This is a genomic window from Ciceribacter ferrooxidans, assembly GCF_004137355.1.
GTDB classification, from domain to species: Bacteria; Pseudomonadota; Alphaproteobacteria; order Rhizobiales; family Rhizobiaceae; genus Allorhizobium; species Allorhizobium ferrooxidans.
This window is the reverse complement of record NZ_SDVB01000253.1, coordinates 617,395-633,761: the sequence shown is the minus strand read 5'-3', so window position 1 is coordinate 633,761 and position 16,367 is coordinate 617,395. Positions and strand designations below refer to the sequence as shown.

The following is a 16,367-nucleotide window of genomic DNA, read 5'->3' as shown; positions in this document are numbered from 1 at the left end:
CATAACGGAGGCTCAAACCTGCCTTCCGCCCTGGTTCTGCATCATGGCGAACGAGAGGTTAACGACCGATGGTCAACCCTTGTAATAGCTGTGTCCACTCTCGTCGAAGAGATGCAGTTTCGCCCGGTCCGCGGCAAAGCGCAGGGTTTCGCCCTTCTTGACGCCGGCCACGCCCGGCAGCTTGACCGTGATCGGTTCAGCTTCGACCGGACCGTCGACGTAGAGCAGCGTCACCTCGCCGAGCGCCTCGACGAGACTGACGGTGCCCTCGAAGAGCTGGCTGCCGCCATTGGCGATGCTGAGATCCTCCGGCCGCACACCGAAACTCGCATTCTTTCCCTTGTCGGAAGCCGGCGTCTCGATATCGACCGAAACCGTGCTGCCGTCCTTCAGCGCGATCGTCGTCGTCTTGCCGGTTTCCAGGATCGTCGCCGGCATGATGTTCATGGCCGGCGAGCCGATGAACCGCGCGACGAAAAGGTTGGCCGGATGCTCGTAAAGCTCGAGCGGTGCACCGACCTGCTCGATACGGCCAGCCGACAGCACGACGATGCGGTCGGCAAGCGTCATCGCCTCGACCTGGTCGTGGGTGACGTAGATCATCGTGGTGTCCGGCATGCTCTCGTTGAGCTTGGCGATCTCGATGCGGGTCGCCACGCGCAGTGCCGCGTCGAGGTTCGACAGCGGCTCGTCGAAGAGGAAGACCTTGGGGTCGCGGCAGATCGCGCGGCCAATCGCGACACGCTGGCGTTGACCGCCGGAGAGTGCCTTCGGCAGCCGGTCGAGATAGGGGCCGAGCTGCAGGATATCGGCGGCAGACCGCACGCGCTTGTCGATCTCGTCGCGAGGGAGGCCGGCGATCCGCATGCCGAACGCCATGTTGTCGTAGACCGTCATGTGCGGATAGAGGGCATAGGACTGGAAGACCATGGCAATGCCGCGCTTCGAGGGCGGAACGTCATTGACGATCTCGCCATCGATCAGGAGTTCGCCGGAGGTCACATCCTCCAGCCCGGCGATCATGCGCAAGAGGGTCGACTTGCCGCAACCCGACGGTCCGACGAAGACGATGAACTCGCCCTGCTCGATCTCCAGGTCGATGCCGTGCAGGACTTTGACCTGCCCGTAATTCTTACGGATATCCTTCAGAACGAGACCTGCCATGTTCTCCCCTCTTTCTGTCAGCCGCGACGCGCGAAGAACGCGCCCCAGGCCGGAAGCTTGATCTTGTCATCAACGACTTCGGCTGCAAAGCCGTGCCCTTCGAGCGCCGTCCAGCGGCCGGCCGGCGTGGTCAGCGTTGCCGGTTCCGAACTCATGTTGAATGCGCAGAGGACGGTTTCGTCGCCGAGAATGCGGCTGTAGACGAGCGCCGACGCCTCGACGGTGTGGAACTCGATCGCGCCCTTGGCGAGCGCCGGATGGCCACGCCGGAAGGCGAGAAAGCGACGGTACTGCTCGAGCACCGAATCCTCCCTGCCCTCCTGCACGCTCACGGCGTTCAGAACGTGCTCGACCGGGATCGGCAACCAGGGCTTCGAAGCGGTCGAGAAACCAGCCTGAGCCGCGAGATTGTCCCAGACCATCGGCGTACGGCAGCCGTCGCGTCCCTTGAACTCCGGCCAGAACTCGATGCCGTAAGGATCCTGCAGGTCCTCGAAGGCGATGTCTGCTTCGGTGAGCCCCAGTTCCTCGCCCTGATAGATGCAGACCGAACCGCGCTGGGTCATCAGGATCGCCGCCATCAGCTTGGCGAACGCGCTACGGTCGGCGACGCCGGCACCCCAGCGGCTCACATGCCGGACCACGTCGTGATTGGAGAAGGCCCAGCAGGCCCAGCCTTCCGGCGCGGCGAGCGCGAAGGCTCTCTGGGTCTCGGCGATCACCTTCGGCGTCAGCGGCTCGGGCGCCAGGAACTCGAAGGCGTAGCACATCTGCATCTTGTCGTTGCCCGAGGTGTACTGGCCGACGATCTCCAGCCCGTACTGGCTGTCACCCACCTCGCCGACGGCGGCGATCGCGGGGTACTCCTCAAGCAGCGCACGGAAACGCTTCAGGAATTCGAGGTTCTCCGGCCGGTTCTTGTCGTACAGGTGGTCCTGGAAATTATAGGGATTGACCGCCGGTGCGGTCGAGGCGTTGCGCCGCTCCGGGGCGAGCGGCGGGTTATCGCGCAGCAGCTTGTCGTGGAAATAGAAATTGATCGTGTCGAGGCGGAAGCCGTCGACGCCCCGCTGCAGCCAGAAACGGGTGGCATCGAGCACCGCGTCCTGGACCTGCGGATTGTGCATGTTGAGGTCCGGCTGCGAGGTCAGGAAGTTGTGCATGTAGTACTGCATGCGGGTCGGGTCCCATTGCCACGCGGACCCGCCGAAGATCGACAGCCAGTTGTTCGGCGGCGTGCCGTCCGGCTTCGGATCCGACCAGACATACCAGTCGGATTTCGCATTGATGCGGCTCGAACGGCTTTCGACGAACCACGGATGCTGGTCGGACGTGTGCGAGATGACGAGGTCGATCATCACCCTGATCCCGAGCCGATGGGCCTCGGCGATCATCGCGTCGAAATCGGCCAGCGATCCGAACATCGGATCGACGTCGGTGTAGTTCGAGACGTCGTAACCGAAATCCTTCATCGGCGAGGTGAAGAAGGGCGAGATCCAGATGGCATCGGCGCCGAGGGCCGCGATGTGCGGCAGGCGCGCGGTGATCCCCTTGAGATCACCGATCCCGTCGCCGTTGGAGTCCTGGTAGGAGCGCGGATAGATCTGGTAGATCACCGCGCCGCGCCACCAGTCCTTGTCGGGCGAAAGCGTCGCCTCTGTCATTGCTGTCATTTCTCTTCCTTCAGGATTGTACATTTCGTCCGCCGCCGCTCAGCCGCCCTTGACCGAACCCGCAAGCAGACCGCGGACGAGGTAGCGCTGCAGGGTGAAGAAGACGAGAAGCGGCACGATGATGGTGATGAAGGCGGAGGCTGTCAGTATCTCCCACTTGCCGCCGCGCGAGCCGAGCAGGTTGACCAGGCGCCCCGTCAGCACCAGTTCGTCATTGCCGGTGCCGAGAAAGACCATCGCCACGAGAAGGTCGTTCCAGGTCCAGAGAAACTGGAAGATCGCGAAGGAGGCGAGCGCCGGATAGGAGAGCGGCAGGACGATCTTCGTGAAGATCGTGAAATCGGATGCGCCGTCGACGCGGGCCGACTCCATGATCTCGCGCGGCAGGCCGGCGATGTAGTTGCGAAGCAGATAGATCGCGAGCGGAAGACCGAAGCCCATGTGGGCGAGCCAGATGCCGAAGTAGCCCTTGGACGAGATCCCGAAGAAGGCCCCCACCTCGTTGTACATCTTGAGAAGGGGAATGAGCGACATCTGCAACGGTACGACCAGAAGCCCGACGATCACCGCGAGGATCAGCGATCTCCCGGGAAACTGCATCCAGGCCAGCGCGTAGGCGGCAAAGGCAGCGACCAGGATCGGAATGATCGTGGAAGGAATGGCGACCGTCAGCGAATTGAGGAAGGAGGCCCCGATGCCCTCGGCCGAGAGAACCGTGCGGTAATTGTCGAGCGTGAAGCGCGGCGGCACCGCGGCGGTGTAGAAGATGCGCTGGCCGCGGGTTCCCTCCATGGCGGTCGCCGAGGTGATGCGGAAATCGCCGTTCTCCAGCACCGTCAGCTTCTGCCCGTCCTTCAACTCGGCCGTGGCGCCCGCCTCGTAGGCGGCCGGCTGCTGGCTCGACGCACCGAAGGCCGTGACATTGCCCTTGCCGCCTTCGAAGACATTGCCGGAAATGACGAACTCGCCGTTTTCCTCGACCTGCTTGTCGGGGGCGGGAGCGCGGTAGATGGCGTTCTGGGTCGACGTGGAAAGCGCTGTCCACCAGCCGGACGCGACGATCTGGTCCTTGTCGCGCACGGAGGAGATGAAGAGGCCGGCGGTCGGCAAGGTCCAGAGCACCACGAGAAAGAGAACCGAGAGGTGGACGAACCAGGTGAGCGGGGATCGGATGCTGCCTGCATGCATGTCAACGACCCTCAATCTCACGCCGGGCATTGCGGATGTTCCAGATCATGATCGGTACGACCATGACCATGATGACGACGGCAATCGAGGCGCCACGGCCGAAGTCGCCACCGCCTCGGAACATCCAGTCGAACATCAGATTCGCAAGCACCTGCGTCTGCCACTGGCCATTGGTCATCGCCAGCACGATATCGAAAACCTTGAGGACGAGGATCGTGATCGTCGTCCAGACGACGGCGATCGTGCCCCAGATCTGCGGCACCTTGATCCGGATGAATATCTGCCACGGATTGGCACCGTCGATGACGGCGGCCTCGATCGTTTCCTCGGGAATGCCGCGCAGTGCGGCGGAGAGGAGCACCATGGCGAAGCCCGTCTGGATCCAGACGAGGATGACCATCAGGAAGAAATTGTTCCAGAAGGGCAGCGTGATCCATATCTGCGGGTCGCCGCCGAGCGCCACGACGATGGCGTTGAGGATGCCGATCTGCTCGGCGCCGACATCACGGTAGTCGTATACGAACTTCCAGATGACCGACGCGCCGACGAAAGAGATCGCCATCGGCATGAAGATCAGCGACTTGGCGATATTGCCCCACCAGATGCGGTCGGTCAGCGCCGCAATGATCAGGCCGAACAGCGTCGACGCCGCGGGCACTACGAGCAGCCAGAGGATATTGTTGAAGATCGACTGGCGGAACTCGGCGTCGTTCAGCATCCAGCGGTAGTTGGCGAGCCCGACGAAATTCTCGCCGGCCCGGTCGTGAAGGGAATACACGACCGAAGAGAACACCGGATAGACGAGGTAGACGGTCAGCGAGACGAGCGCCGGTCCGAGGAAAAGCCAGGGCCGAACCATGCCGGCACGGCGCAGGTTGCGCGAGGCGCGCGCGGAATCGGGGATATTCGCGGGGAAGACGAGGTCGAGCAGCAGGTTCGACCCGTAGAAATAGCCCAATGCGGCCGCCACCCCGATGGCGATCGTCACAGAGGCATAGAGCAGCTGTTCCAAGAAGTCCCCTCCCGGCGAGACGTCGACTGTTTACGCGACGCCGTCCGCTGGCGGCCGGCGTCGCGATCGGTTCGGCGAACCTTACTTCAGGCCGTCCCAGGCCTTCTGGATGCCTTCGGCAACATCCTGCGCGGACTTGCCGCCGGAATAGTCGACCATGCCGGTCCAGAACGCGCCGGCGCCGATCTTGCCGGGCATCAGGTCGGAGCCGTCGAAGCGGAACGTCGTGGCATTGAGGAGGATATCCCCCTGCTTGCTCATCGGCGCATTCGCATAGGCGGCCTTGTTGGCGGACTTGTAAGGCGTGAGGAAGCTCGATTGCGCCATCCAGAGCTCGTGGGCGACCGGCGTCTTCAGGAAGTCGATGAAGGCGCGGGCGGCCGGGCTGTCCTTGGCGATCATGGCGAGCGTGCCTGCACCGAGAACCGGATTGCCGAGCTCCTTCTTGCTCTCGTAGGGCGGCATGTAGAAGAAGTCCGCATCCTGACCGACCACTGTGCCTTCCGGGAAGAAGGACGGAACGAAGGAAGCCTGGTGGTGGAGGTAGCACTTCGGCGGCGACGTGAAGAGACCCTTCGGGCTGTCGCGGAAATCGGTCGAGGCAACGGCGGCAGCACCACCGTCGACGAACTTGTCGTTCCTCGCGAACCAGCCGAACTCTTCGATTGCACCGATGACGGCCGGGTCGGTGAACTTGATCTCGTTGGACACCCACTTGTCGTAGACGTCGGCGGGCTGGGTGCGCAGCATCAGGTCCTCGACCCAGTCCGTCGCCGGCCAGCCAGTCGCACCGCCGGAACCGAGCCCGATGCACCACGGTGTGCCGCCGTCAGCGACGATCTTCTCGGTCAGCGCCTTCAGCTCTTCCATGGTCTTCGGCACTTCATAGCCGGCATCCTCGAAATTCTCCGGGACGTACCAGACCAGCGACTTTACGTCGATTTTGTAGGGAAAGGCGTAGATGGCGGCCTTGCCGTCCTTGCCCTTGTAGGTCGAAAGATCGACCCAGGACTGGCCGGCGGCGTAGTTGTCGAGAAGCCACTGCTTGTTCTCTTCGCCGAGCGGCACAAGGTAACCCTTGGCGGAAAGGTCGGCGATCAGGCCCGGCTGCGGCAAGATGGCAATGTTCGGCGGACTGCCGGCCTGGGTGTCGATGACGATCTGCTGCTCGTAGTTCTCCGAGGAGGAGTATTTCACGTCGATGCCGGTGGCGTCCTCGAAATAGGCGAGAATGCTCTCGAAGAGGGTCTGGTCCTCACCACGCCAGGGTCCGAAGATGGTGAGCGTCTCCCCCTTCAGGTCGTGGCCCTTCTTGAACTCCTCGAGGCTCGCCCAGTTGAACTTGCTGTCTTCGCCGGGTTTGAACTTCAGCTCCGCGGCACCTGCGGACACGGCGGTCAGGGCGAGTACGGCAACGCCCAGCGTAAAGGCTTTCTTCATGTGATCTTACCTCCCATCACACTCTCCGTCGGTTGATCCGACGGGCCAAATTATCAATAAGCGGGTCATTCAAAGCGCTTTGGCTTCTCCTCATTTCACTTTGCAGGAAAAAGAGTCAAGCTCTTTTCGTCACGACGGCGATCGGTGCCGCGTGCTTTCGCGATTACTCAAACAACGCAAGATTGCCTTTTTATTTTCTTGTTGTCAGCCCCCGGCCTGCTGCTAAATAGGCCGGGTGCCCCCAACGGAGCCGGCACCCAGGAGGAGTGGAGGACCGTGAACCTCAAGCAATTGTCGGAACTTCTCGGCCTGTCGCAGACGACGATCAGCCGGGCGATCAACGGCTATCCCGAGGTCAACGAGGAAACGCGAAAGCGCGTGCTCAAGGCCGCCGCGGAAACAGGCTATCGGCCGAACCGCGCGGCACAACGGCTTGCGACCGGCAGGGCAGGCTCGATCGGCCTCGTGATGCCTGCCGCTGCCGGCCACGCCTCCGACGTGCATTTCGGCGAATTCCTCTCCGGCATCGGCGAGGAAGCGCTGAAGCACGATTTCCATTTCGTCATCATGCCTTCCCATCCGCGGGAAGAAGAACAGGCGATCCGCTGGCTGGTGGCGAGCGGCAGCGTCGACGGCTACTACCTCGCCTACATGCGCGAGAAAGATCCCCGCATCGCCATGGCGAAGTCGCTGCGCGTGCCGTTCCTCATCCACGGCCGTTCGCACGGCATCGAGGAGGACTATCCCTATCTCGACGTCGATAACGAGGGCGCCTTCCGGGACGCGACCGACCTGCTGCTCGATCTCGGGCACCGGCGGATCGCGCTTCTCAACGGCCCTCGCGATCTCGATTTCGCCATCCGCCGGAAAGTGGGGACGAAGACGGCATTGAAGGCGCGCGGATTGTCACTCGACCCCGCCCTCACCCATCACACGGCGATGACCGACGAACAGGGCTTCCGGCAAATGTCGGCGCTGCTGCGGGAAGAAAATCCGCCGACGGCCGTGCTCTGTGCCAGTACCGTGCTGGCGCTCGGGGCGGTCAGGGCGATCAATCTCGCCGGGCTCCGGCTCGGGCACGATATCTCGCTCGTCGCCCATGACGACGTTCTGCCGCTTCTCAAGCCGGAGAATTTCACGGTGCCGCTGACGACCACCCGTTCATCACTGAGGGCTGCCGGTATCCGCATCGCCGAACGGCTGATCGCGCAGATCAAGCGGACGGAGCCGCAGCCCCCGGAGCAGGAACTCTGGAAGGCGGATCTCGTCATCCGCGCCTCGACCGGACCGGCGCCGCGCTGAGCGCCGGTCAGACCGGGACTATGGTGTCAGAATTTTGGCGCCGGCTTGCCTTCCGCACGGTAGGCGGCGATCACCGTATTCGCCATCAGCATCGCGATCGTCATCGGCCCGACACCGCCGGGAACCGGCGAGATCGCACCGGCGACCGGCGCGCATTCCGGGAAGGCGACGTCGCCGACGAGGCGCGTCCTGCCCTCACCCCGCTCCGGTGCCGCGATGCGGTTGATGCCGACGTCGATCACCGTCGCGCCGGGCTTCACCCAATCGGCCTTGACCATTTCCGGCCGGCCGACCGCGGCCACCAGGATATCGGCGTTGCGAGCAAGCGCCGGGAGGTCACGGCTGCGCGAATGGCCGATCGTGACGGTCGCGTTGGCGGCGAGCAGGAGCTGCGCCATCGGCTTGCCGAAGAGATTGGAGCGGCCGATGACCAGCGCGTTGAGGCCAGAAAGGTCGCGGCCATGAATCGAACGGACGAGGATCATGGCTCCGGCCGGCGTGCAGGAGACGAGCCCGGTCTCGCTGTCTCCGGTCGCGAGCTTGCCGGCGTTGACGACGTGCAAGCCGTCGACGTCCTTCTCCGGCAGGATCGACTGGATGACCTTTTCCGAATCGAGATGCTTCGGCAGCGGCAACTGGACAAGCACACCGTCGACCGACGGATCGGCATTGAGCTCCGCCACCAGCGCCATAAGCGCTTCCTGGGTCGTTTCCTCGGAAAGGGTGTGCTGGACCGAGGTGAAGCCGCACTCCTTCGCCATCCGGCTCTTGGACGCGACATAGGTCTGGCTTGCGGGATCGGTGCCGACCAGGACGACGGCCAGTCCTGGCCGCCTGCCGGTATCTTTTTCCAGATCCGTCGCCGCCCTCGTCACAGCCTCGATGACCGAAGCCGCCGCCTTCTTGCCGTCAATAACCGTCGTCACGCTTATCCCCTTCACGTTGGTTCGCTGCCGGCAAAGCTAGCGTCCGGGAAGTAGCGCCGTTTGCCTGTGTCCGCCCTATGGTGTCAAAAAACGGCAATTGCAAGCGGAAACCGGGCCCTCGCACCCACGAGGACACAGCCCGTCAGCCGGCAGGCGGTCCCGGATCGCGTCGACGGTCTGCGCCCGCCTTGTGCCGGATGACCCTGAAGAGGAACACCGGGATGCCGACGACATAGCGGTACCAGAGACGCTTCGGCTCGATCCAGAGCCGGTAGGCCCATTCGCATCGGAGCCGCCGCACCCATTCCGGTGCACGCGGCACCCGACCGGCGAGGAAATCGAAGAGCGCGCCGACCCCGATCACCACGCGGGCATGTTCCTCGGTGATGTGACGGCCGATCCACTTTTCCTGCAGCGGTGTCCCCATGGCGACGAGCAGGACGTCTATCTTTGCCGAAGCGAGCTTCTCCAGAACCGCGTCGCTGTCGTCCTTGTCGAAGAAGCCGTCGGCGATCTCGATGATCTCATGCCAGGGACTGTGTTCGCGCAGTCGCGCCGCAGCCTTCGACAGAACTTCCGGGTGGCCACCGATAAGGCCGATGCGCCGTTTCGCCGCCATGTAGGTGAGCAATGCAGGGACGAAGTCGGTTCCGTTGAGGTTCGCCGCGAACGGCACCCCGTGGAACGACTTCGACGCGATGTCCATACCGACCCCGTCCGGCAGGATGAGACGCCCCTCGAGCACCCTGCGGTATTCCGGATCGATGAACGTGATGTTGGCGTTGTTTGCGTTGAGGAAGAAAATCTGGGTGTGTCCGGACGATGACGCGGCGAGATCGCTCACGTGCGCAAGCGCTTCCTGCCAGCTCATGTTGCTGACCGGGAATCCGAAGACCGGCCGATGGGGCGGGCTGGCAGTTTCGCTTGCAGCAGAGGTCATTCAGGTCCGCTCCGGCCGACCGCGGGAGCGCCGTTCGAAACCTCGGGAAGGAAGCGCATCAAACGACGCCATGGGATTCACGCTCCGGGATAACACTCGGCATTTCCTTAACAGCAGGACATCACCTGGCGCTTAAGGACATTGCTCGAATGCGCCGCGGCCCATTAACCGCGCATTTGACATATATAGAAGGGGCAACTCTTTCGTTGAAGGGCCGAAGCGTCCGGCGCGATGTGCCTTCGAATCAAAGCCCGCCCCCACCATCAGCGGGAAGCAGGGTCCTCGACCTTCACGCCCTCGACGATCTTGACGGGCGGGGAGACGGGGCTCTTCGGTGCCTCGGCCGTGGCCCGGACATCTTCCTTCGAAAGGTAGTCGAGCTGTTCAACCAGCACTTCCTCGACGAGATCGTCGCCAAACCGCTTGTTGATGTCGCCCTTGATCGCCTCACGGAACGCCACGAGGTCGAAGGCCTGCATGTCGGCGATATCGACCATCTTGTTGCCGACGAGCAGTGTGAACAACTCGTCTGTCATCAACTCCGACATCGGCAGTTTGATGCCCTTGAGCTTCTCCTTGTTGACCATGAACGAAATGCGCCCGAGGAAGTAGCCCTTGACGCCTCCCTCGGAGATCATCGGAACAGTGATCGACTCTCCGCGAACAAGCTCCGTCGGCGCCTTGGCATCGGCCTCGGGAGCAACGACGGGTGCCGTCGCCAGACGGACGGAGAAGAACACCGCCCCGAGCGTCACGATGCAGACCCACAATCCGGCGACGACGAGCTTGACCATCAGTTTTCGTTGTACCGGAACTGTTCCTGAGAATAGGTGCCGTCGGCGTCGGCGTCCCTGACGGCTCCCTTTAGAAGATCAGCCACGGCGCGGACGGCGTGAAGATGCGCCTCAACGCGCTGCGCATTCAGCGCGAGCTTCTTCTTCAAGCTGTGCATCTGCTCGATATAGCCGGCGGCCAGGTCCCGTGGATCGGAATCGCGGCAGAGCATGGTGAGCTCGTAGAGGCAACGGCTCTTGTGCGCGTTGGAGACCTTGAGATCGAACTCGGGGTCCTTGCCAATACGCTGGTTCTCGTTGTCGATAATCATTTCAAGGCGGCCGAGAACCGTCTTGATGCGGTAGTCGCTAGAGGTGACTTCCATTTACAGCCCCAGATCTTGGTTGTTATGCGCTGTGTTTTTCGGTTTCCGAGACGCCGAGCGTGCGTCGCTCGAGATCGGTCACCATGCTCAGGGCGACACTGCGGTCCTTCTCGTCGACGGCGGCGTTGACGACGCCCTTCGAACGGTGGCGCGCGAGTTCCTGCGAATACATCTGGTCGGCGATACCGATACCGCCGTTTTCCGACAGCACGCCGCCAATCTGCTCGGCCATCATGCTCTTCCACATTTCGCCGGCATTGCCCTTGCCGTAGACGGCTTCCGCATCCGTCGGCAGCATGGACTTCACGAAGTTCTGCAAGACCACCGATTCGAAATCTCGGTAAACCTTGGGTGTTTCGTCATGCCCGGTCTTCTGGATGTTGCCGAGACCGGCCTTCGATGCAGCGCCACCCAGAATATCGACAGCCGCCCCGAAACCCGCCCCCTTTTCCGCAAGGCTGGTCGCGGCGAAGGCTGCCCGGTTCGCCTTCAGGCGGGCCTGCGCCGCCTGAACTTCCAACGGGTCGGCCGCCTGAACCACGTCCAGGACGAGATCGCTCGGAGGTGAGATTGCCACGTGATCGTCCTCATTACTTGTTCGCGGGGACTATCACTCCTGAAGCTTGCTGGAGGCTGGCGTTGCGTAACGCATGTCCACCATGTCATAGATGGCGTTGTCGTCCGCCTCGCGGTCCTCGTCCAGTCGGGCTTCACGCCTGTTTTCTTCCAGACGGTCGCCCTTCACACGCTCCCTGACGACCTTCGCCTCCTGCGCCTGCTGGATGCCGGCAAGCTGCTTTTCCATGTTCGCCAGACGGTCGAAACGCTCGGCATAGTTCTGGGCAAAGAGACGATGAACCGGGTCGAGCGACCCGATGGCATCCATCACCATGTGCATCGAGGCCGAAACTTCGTCCCGCTGCCTCGCCGTATTCGAAAGGTCGCTCTCGGCCATGCGTTCCATGTGCCGCTGGACGGAGACGAGACGGGCGAGCTTTTCCGATTTCTTGTTCGGCCCCATACCTCGCCCCTAGCCCAGGAATATGACGGCGAACTGGGATGCGAACTGGCTGACCAGCGCGGCGATCCCGAAATAGAGAAGAAAGAGGCCACCGATGATGAGATACGGCAACGAGATGAAGTAGATGGGAATCTGCGGGGCGAGCTTGTTGATCAGGCCGACGGAGAAGTTGAACATCAGCCCGAAGATGATGAAGGGGCTGGCGAGCCGCAGCATCAGGTAGAACGTCGCTCCGAGCGTATCCGTCAGCGAGATCAGCATCTTTTGGGCATCCGGGAAGACGCCGAGCGGCATCAGCCCGTAGGAATCGACGAGCGCGCGCAACACGGTGTGATGGAAGTCCATCACGAAGAGCAGCATGAGGCCCGCGAAGCTTATCATGTTGGTGAGCTGGTTTTCGCTCGTGTCCTCGAGAATATCCGCGCCACCCGGTGCGTTGAAGCCGATCGACATCGAGATTGCCGACCCGGCGAATTGCAGCCCGAGAACGAAGAGACGCGGAATCATTCCATACATCGCTCCGACCAGCGCCTCGCCCGCGACGATGCCGATGTAGCCGTAACCGGCGGACTGCACCTTCGGATAGATGACATCCCAGAGAACGGGAAGCACGCCGAGCGAGACCGCGAAGGCGATGAAGAGCCGGATCTGGGGAGCGACCCGCGCCGACGAAAAGCCGGGGAGAACCATCAGACACGTCCCGATCCGGCAGAAGGCCGCAAACAGGGCGAGCACGGTCCCCTCGGGGTCGGTTATCATGAAATGGAGCCCAGGATCTTGATTTCGATGCCCTTGGCCAGTTCGACATGCGACAGGACCGGCAAGGTCGCGAAGAGGCGTTCGATGATCATGCGGACATAGGAGCGCGTTTCCGGAGACGTGACAAGCACGAAGGGCATGCCGCGGTCCATGAATTCACGGATTACTTTGCTCGCCTGCTCGCTGAACTCCTCGAGGCTGCGCGGATCGATGTCGAACTCGACGATTTCGCCCTTGGCGTCGCGCTTCAGCGCCTGGTGGAAAATCAGGTCCCATTTGCTGCCGAGGCGCAGCACACGCAGGACGCCGTTGTCGGCGAGATCGCCGCAGAGCTGCTGCGCCATGCGTACCCGGACGTGTTCGACGATCTGTTCGGTCTTGCGGACGTGGGGCGCAAGCTCCGCCACTGCTTCGAGAATGAGGTGCAGGTTCCGGATCGATACCCGTTCGGCCAGCAGAAGCTTCAGCACCGCCTGCAGTCCCGAATAGGACATGTGCGAGGAACAGATTTCGTCTGCGAGCTTCTTGTATTCCGGATCGAGCCGGTCGATCAGGATCTTGACGTCCTTGTAGGAGAGAAGCTGCGGCAGGTTGTTGCGAATGACCTCGCTCAGATGCGTCAGCACCACGGAGACGTTGTCGATCGGGTGGAAGCCTTCGCGCTTGAGATCCTCGGTGAACGCTTCGAGGACGGAGACCGCCGGCATTCCGAACGCCGGCTCCCGGATTTCGTCGCCGGGGACCTTCGGCTTGCGGCCAGAACCGGTGATGACGAGAACCTCGCCCACCCGAAGCTGGTTGGAGGCGACCGTCGTGCCGTGGATGCGGATCTGATAGGCCTTTTCGGGAATCGCGATGTCGTCGGTGACCTTGATCTCCGGAACGACGAAGCCGTACTGGCTCGCGAACTTCCGGCGCATCTTGCCGACACGGAAGGCGAGTTCCTGGTGAGCGCCGAGCAGGCGGGTGGAGACGAGCTTGCCGAGCGCCAGCTCGATCTCTGCGGTCTTCAGCACGGACTTGACCGAGTCCTTCTCCGCCTCCTTGGTCTGGATGACCTTCTTCTCCTCCTGCTCGCGCTTCAGCTTGTTCTCCGCTTCGATCTGGCGCGGAATGAACCAGCTGCCGAAGGCCATGACGCCGCCGAGGGCGAGGAAGGGTATCATCGGCAAACCGGGAATGACGGACAACAGCACCATCAGCGCCGCGGCGACGGAGAGCGCCCGCGGGTAGCCACTGAGCTGGTTGACGACCGCCTGGTCGGTGGAGCCGGGCGTGCCGCCGCGCGAGACCAGAAGACCGGCGGCAAGCGAGACGATGAGCGCCGGAACCTGCGACACGATACCGTCGCCGACCGAGAGCTTCACGAAGACGTCCGCCGCCTCGCCGATCTCCATGCCGTGGCGGAAATAGCCGATGATGATGCCGCCGAAAATGTTGATGGCGGTAATGATGAGGCCGGCGATGGCATCACCGCGGACGAACTTGGATGCACCGTCCATGGCGCCGAAGAACGAGCTTTCCTGCTCGAGTTCGTGGCGGCGGCGCTGGGCCTCCTTCTCGTCGATGATGCCAGCCGACAGGTCGGCATCGATCGACATCTGCTTGCCGGGAATGGCATCCAGGGTGAAGCGGGCGCCGACTTCCGCGATGCGCGTGGCGCCCTTGGTGATGACGATGAAGTTGACCGTCACCAGGATCATGAACACGATCAGACCGATGACGAAGTCGCCGGACATCACCAGGCTCGAAAAGCCGGCGATGACGCCGCCGGCGGCCGTGTGTCCTTCATTTCCGTGGGAGAGGATAACACGGGTCGTCGCGATGTTGAGCGACAGCCGGATCATCGTCGAAATGAGCAGAATCGTCGGGAAGGACGAGAAATCGAGCGGCCGCTGTATCCACAGCGAGACCATGAGGATGAGAACGGAGAAGGCGATCGAGAAGGCCAGTCCCATGTCGATCAGGAACGGCGGAATCGGCAGGAACAGGATGCAGAGGATGACCACGATGCCGAGGGCGAAGCCGACGTCACGGCCGTTCGGACTGACCTTCGGAAGGGGGACTGCGGTGGGTTGCGCCATAACTCGTTCCGTCTCTTCATGAGAAGGCGGCCGAAGGCTGGACGCAGTCGGCCGTATTCACCCGAAGGCTTAGGAGACGAAGCTTGCGCGAGGGTGACAGACGGGACGAAAAGCCGGCCTAGAAACCCGACTGCACGCGCGAGAAGACGAGGTTGGAAAAGAGGGCTATCTGTCCGCCGACGAAGGGCGCGCTGATGCCGATCACGATGAGGATCGTGACGATCTTCGGGACGAAGGTGAGCGTCATCTCCTGAACCTGGGTGAGCGCCTGGATCAGGGCGATCGCCACGCCGACGACCATGGCCGCGAGCACTGCCGGACCGGATGCCACAAGCACCGTCCACACCGCGGCCTGCATGATGTCCAGGGCGTCGGCCTCGTTCATCGAGCGGAAATCCCTCTTTTCGGTACGGGAATCACCTCCCGCATGTCCTCATGCAGAGGTATCAGCACTGCTACCCGACGTCGAGGGCTTGCCGACCGTCACACCGACCGTGATCGGGATTTCCTTGCCGCTGGTCGTCGTCGCAACCATCGTGTCGGCATAGACGCGCACCGATTCGATGATGCCGGTGGTCTTGCCGTCGGCACTGGTGATCGTCTGGCCGATGTAGTTCGACGCAGTGCTCAGCGCATCGCCGGTAATCAGCGTTTCGAGCTTCGCATTGGTCTGGATCGTCTGCTCGACCTGAGAGAACGTCGCAAGCTGCGCGATCTGCTCCGTGGCGTCCATCGGATCGGTCGGATCCTGGTTCTGCATCTGCGCGATCAGCAGCTTCAGGAACGAGTTGTAGTCCAGAGAGGCTGAGGCGGCGGCATCCGATGCAGACTTGTCGTCGGTCGCCGCCGTCTTGGTCGTGGACGCGGCATTGGTCGTACCGGTCGCAGCATTCACCGCGCTTACCGCCATGGTGCGATCTCCTTACGAATCTGCTCCACCGTCGCCGGTGTGATCTCCTGGTTGTTGAGGATGCGATCCTCGATCGGATAGAGGCCGCGGATGGCCTTCAGGGCGTCGAAGGCTCGGCCGGAGGTGACCATGCCGTCGATGCGCTTCAGTTCCGCCAGAACCTCCTCGTTCTGGAAACAGGCGAGCAGCATGGTGATCGACTTGCGGAACATGGCCATCGACTGCTCGCGGCCTTCCGGATTGATCAGCATCATCTGCGCGATGAAATAGAGCTGCCGCAGCGGGGTCGTCGCGTCTTCCGGCTGCAGGACGTGGTTTTCGAGCAGGAAGGTGACGTCGTTGAGGAACTCCAGCGCGACCTTGCGGTCGACACGCAGCACTGCGCCGTTGATGAAGATACGTTCCCCGGATTTGAGAGAGATGCGCAGTGTACTTTTCATTTCAGTCCATCCCTGATGATGGTTGTCACGTCTATTATGCTCTGGAAGTTGTTGGACTCGCGCTTCCTGATCCGATCGCACTCCTTCAAGATCCAGATGGCGATGGAAATCAGATTGGCGCGCAGCTCTGCCCCGAGCTCGTTCTCGGGCTGCTTCAGATCCTCGATGAGGCGGATCCAGACCCGACGAGTATAGAAGAGCGCCTCGATGGCATTGCGGGAATACTCCCCGTCGTCGCGTGCCTTCTCGAGCAACTCGATCGATCGCGACAGCGCCTGCCGTTCACGGTCCTTGGCGTTCGCGACGTCATCTTCCATGATCTCGGCATATGTGAACTGATACATTCAAC

Annotated in this window: 18 protein-coding genes; 1 reads left to right on the top strand and 17 read right to left on the bottom strand. The window is 62.3% G+C overall.

All coding sequences use genetic code 11. The annotated features are described in order from the left end of the window. Nucleotides 1–72: 72 nt before the first annotated feature. The 5 genes from EUU22_RS19670 to EUU22_RS19650 all read right to left on the bottom strand — a co-directional run bounded on the left by EUU22_RS19670 (nucleotide 73) and on the right by EUU22_RS19650 (nucleotide 6,477). Complete coding sequence (locus tag EUU22_RS19670) at nucleotides 73–1,164, bottom strand: ABC transporter ATP-binding protein (protein ID WP_129333664.1); 1,092 nt, start codon at nucleotides 1,162–1,164, stop codon at nucleotides 73–75. Nucleotides 1,165–1,181: 17 nt separating this feature from the next. Beyond that, on the bottom strand, nucleotides 1,182–2,837 hold the full coding sequence (gene bglA, locus EUU22_RS19665) for a beta-galactosidase BglA (RefSeq protein ID WP_129333663.1): 1,656 nt from the start codon (nucleotides 2,835–2,837) through the stop codon (nucleotides 1,182–1,184). A gap of 39 nt (nucleotides 2,838–2,876) precedes the next feature. Then, complete coding sequence (locus tag EUU22_RS19660; protein ID WP_129333662.1) at nucleotides 2,877–4,025, bottom strand: carbohydrate ABC transporter permease; 1,149 nt, start codon at nucleotides 4,023–4,025, stop codon at nucleotides 2,877–2,879. Nucleotide 4,026: 1 nt separating this feature from the next. Further along, nucleotides 4,027–5,037 carry a carbohydrate ABC transporter permease gene (locus tag EUU22_RS19655; RefSeq protein WP_129333661.1) on the bottom strand — a complete coding sequence of 337 codons (1,011 nt, stop codon included), beginning with the start codon at nucleotides 5,035–5,037 and terminating at the stop codon, nucleotides 4,027–4,029. Between the two features lie 81 nt (nucleotides 5,038–5,118). Then, the gene (locus tag EUU22_RS19650) at nucleotides 5,119–6,477 is read right to left on the bottom strand and encodes an ABC transporter substrate-binding protein (protein ID WP_129333660.1); all 1,359 of its coding nucleotides are present in this window, start codon (nucleotides 6,475–6,477) and stop codon (nucleotides 5,119–5,121) included. Nucleotides 6,478–6,753: 276 nt separating this feature from the next. On the opposite strand from EUU22_RS19650, the gene EUU22_RS19645 reads away from it, so the two are divergent. Next, nucleotides 6,754–7,779, top strand: a complete 1,026-nt coding sequence (locus EUU22_RS19645; RefSeq protein WP_129333659.1) for a LacI family DNA-binding transcriptional regulator — start codon at nucleotides 6,754–6,756, stop codon at nucleotides 7,777–7,779. A 26-nt stretch (nucleotides 7,780–7,805) separates the two neighbouring features. Here the strand turns inward: EUU22_RS19645 and folD are convergent, their stop codons facing one another. The 12 genes from folD to flaF all read right to left on the bottom strand — a co-directional run bounded on the left by folD (nucleotide 7,806) and on the right by flaF (nucleotide 16,362). After that, nucleotides 7,806–8,705, bottom strand: coding sequence for a bifunctional methylenetetrahydrofolate dehydrogenase/methenyltetrahydrofolate cyclohydrolase FolD (folD, locus tag EUU22_RS19640; RefSeq protein ID WP_129333658.1), 900 nt, complete (start codon nucleotides 8,703–8,705; stop codon nucleotides 7,806–7,808). Between the two features lie 142 nt (nucleotides 8,706–8,847). Next, complete coding sequence (locus EUU22_RS19635) at nucleotides 8,848–9,645, bottom strand: WecB/TagA/CpsF family glycosyltransferase (RefSeq protein ID WP_129333657.1); 798 nt, start codon at nucleotides 9,643–9,645, stop codon at nucleotides 8,848–8,850. A 263-nt stretch (nucleotides 9,646–9,908) separates the two neighbouring features. Continuing rightward, on the bottom strand, nucleotides 9,909–10,439 hold the full coding sequence (locus EUU22_RS19630; protein WP_129333656.1) for a hypothetical protein: 531 nt from the start codon (nucleotides 10,437–10,439) through the stop codon (nucleotides 9,909–9,911). Then, nucleotides 10,439–10,804 (bottom strand): hypothetical protein, encoded by a 366-nt coding sequence (locus EUU22_RS19625; protein ID WP_129333655.1) that lies wholly within the window; start codon nucleotides 10,802–10,804, stop codon nucleotides 10,439–10,441. Before EUU22_RS19625 ends, EUU22_RS19630 begins: the two co-directional genes overlap by 1 nt. A 22-nt stretch (nucleotides 10,805–10,826) precedes the next feature. Continuing rightward, entirely contained in the window at nucleotides 10,827–11,381 is a 555-nt protein-coding gene (locus EUU22_RS19620; RefSeq protein WP_129333654.1) for a rod-binding protein, read from the bottom strand. 33 nt (nucleotides 11,382–11,414) lie between these two features. Continuing rightward, on the bottom strand, nucleotides 11,415–11,825 hold the full coding sequence (locus EUU22_RS19615; protein ID WP_129333653.1) for a hypothetical protein: 411 nt from the start codon (nucleotides 11,823–11,825) through the stop codon (nucleotides 11,415–11,417). Between the two features lie 9 nt (nucleotides 11,826–11,834). Continuing rightward, the gene (fliR, locus tag EUU22_RS19610) at nucleotides 11,835–12,584 is read right to left on the bottom strand and encodes a flagellar biosynthetic protein FliR (RefSeq protein ID WP_129333652.1); all 750 of its coding nucleotides are present in this window, start codon (nucleotides 12,582–12,584) and stop codon (nucleotides 11,835–11,837) included. After that, nucleotides 12,581–14,668 carry a flagellar biosynthesis protein FlhA gene (gene flhA, locus EUU22_RS19605; protein WP_129333651.1) on the bottom strand — a complete coding sequence of 696 codons (2,088 nt, stop codon included), beginning with the start codon at nucleotides 14,666–14,668 and terminating at the stop codon, nucleotides 12,581–12,583. The genes fliR and flhA overlap by 4 nt, the downstream gene beginning before the upstream one ends. A 118-nt stretch (nucleotides 14,669–14,786) precedes the next feature. After that, nucleotides 14,787–15,053, bottom strand: a complete 267-nt coding sequence (gene fliQ / locus EUU22_RS19600) for a flagellar biosynthesis protein FliQ (protein WP_129333650.1) — start codon at nucleotides 15,051–15,053, stop codon at nucleotides 14,787–14,789. 48 nt (nucleotides 15,054–15,101) lie between these two features. Next, complete coding sequence (flgD, locus tag EUU22_RS19595; protein ID WP_129333649.1) at nucleotides 15,102–15,578, bottom strand: flagellar hook assembly protein FlgD; 477 nt, start codon at nucleotides 15,576–15,578, stop codon at nucleotides 15,102–15,104. Then, nucleotides 15,569–16,018, bottom strand: a complete 450-nt coding sequence (gene flbT / locus EUU22_RS19590) for a flagellar biosynthesis repressor FlbT (RefSeq protein WP_129333648.1) — start codon at nucleotides 16,016–16,018, stop codon at nucleotides 15,569–15,571. The genes flgD and flbT overlap by 10 nt, the downstream gene beginning before the upstream one ends. After that, the gene (flaF, locus tag EUU22_RS19585) at nucleotides 16,015–16,362 is read right to left on the bottom strand and encodes a flagellar biosynthesis regulator FlaF (RefSeq protein WP_129333647.1); all 348 of its coding nucleotides are present in this window, start codon (nucleotides 16,360–16,362) and stop codon (nucleotides 16,015–16,017) included. Before flaF ends, flbT begins: the two co-directional genes overlap by 4 nt. Between the last annotated feature and the right edge of the window lie 5 nt (nucleotides 16,363–16,367).

What these genes read in the sequence shown, in the direction of transcription:
- EUU22_RS19670 (WP_129333664.1), bottom strand. Translation starts at nt 1,164, where the DNA reads ATGGCAGGTCTCGTTCTGAAGGATATCCGTAAGAATTACGGGCAGGTC.
- bglA (WP_129333663.1), bottom strand. Translation starts at nt 2,837, where the DNA reads ATGACAGCAATGACAGAGGCGACGCTTTCGCCCGACAAGGACTGGTGG.
- EUU22_RS19660 (WP_129333662.1), bottom strand. Translation starts at nt 4,025, where the DNA reads ATGCATGCAGGCAGCATCCGATCCCCGCTCACCTGGTTCGTCCACCTC.
- EUU22_RS19650 (WP_129333660.1), bottom strand. Translation starts at nt 6,477, where the DNA reads ATGAAGAAAGCCTTTACGCTGGGCGTTGCCGTACTCGCCCTGACCGCC.
- EUU22_RS19635 (WP_129333657.1), bottom strand. Translation starts at nt 9,645, where the DNA reads ATGACCTCTGCTGCAAGCGAAACTGCCAGCCCGCCCCATCGGCCGGTC.
- EUU22_RS19630 (WP_129333656.1), bottom strand. Translation starts at nt 10,439, where the DNA reads ATGGTCAAGCTCGTCGTCGCCGGATTGTGGGTCTGCATCGTGACGCTC.
- EUU22_RS19625 (WP_129333655.1), bottom strand. Translation starts at nt 10,804, where the DNA reads ATGGAAGTCACCTCTAGCGACTACCGCATCAAGACGGTTCTCGGCCGC.
- EUU22_RS19615 (WP_129333653.1), bottom strand. Translation starts at nt 11,825, where the DNA reads ATGGGGCCGAACAAGAAATCGGAAAAGCTCGCCCGTCTCGTCTCCGTC.
- fliR (WP_129333652.1), bottom strand. Translation starts at nt 12,584, where the DNA reads ATGATAACCGACCCCGAGGGGACCGTGCTCGCCCTGTTTGCGGCCTTC.
- flhA (WP_129333651.1), bottom strand. Translation starts at nt 14,668, where the DNA reads ATGGCGCAACCCACCGCAGTCCCCCTTCCGAAGGTCAGTCCGAACGGC.
- fliQ (WP_129333650.1), bottom strand. Translation starts at nt 15,053, where the DNA reads ATGAACGAGGCCGACGCCCTGGACATCATGCAGGCCGCGGTGTGGACG.
- flgD (WP_129333649.1), bottom strand. Translation starts at nt 15,578, where the DNA reads ATGGCGGTAAGCGCGGTGAATGCTGCGACCGGTACGACCAATGCCGCG.
- flbT (WP_129333648.1), bottom strand. Translation starts at nt 16,018, where the DNA reads ATGAAAAGTACACTGCGCATCTCTCTCAAATCCGGGGAACGTATCTTC.
- flaF (WP_129333647.1), bottom strand. Translation starts at nt 16,362, where the DNA reads ATGTATCAGTTCACATATGCCGAGATCATGGAAGATGACGTCGCGAAC.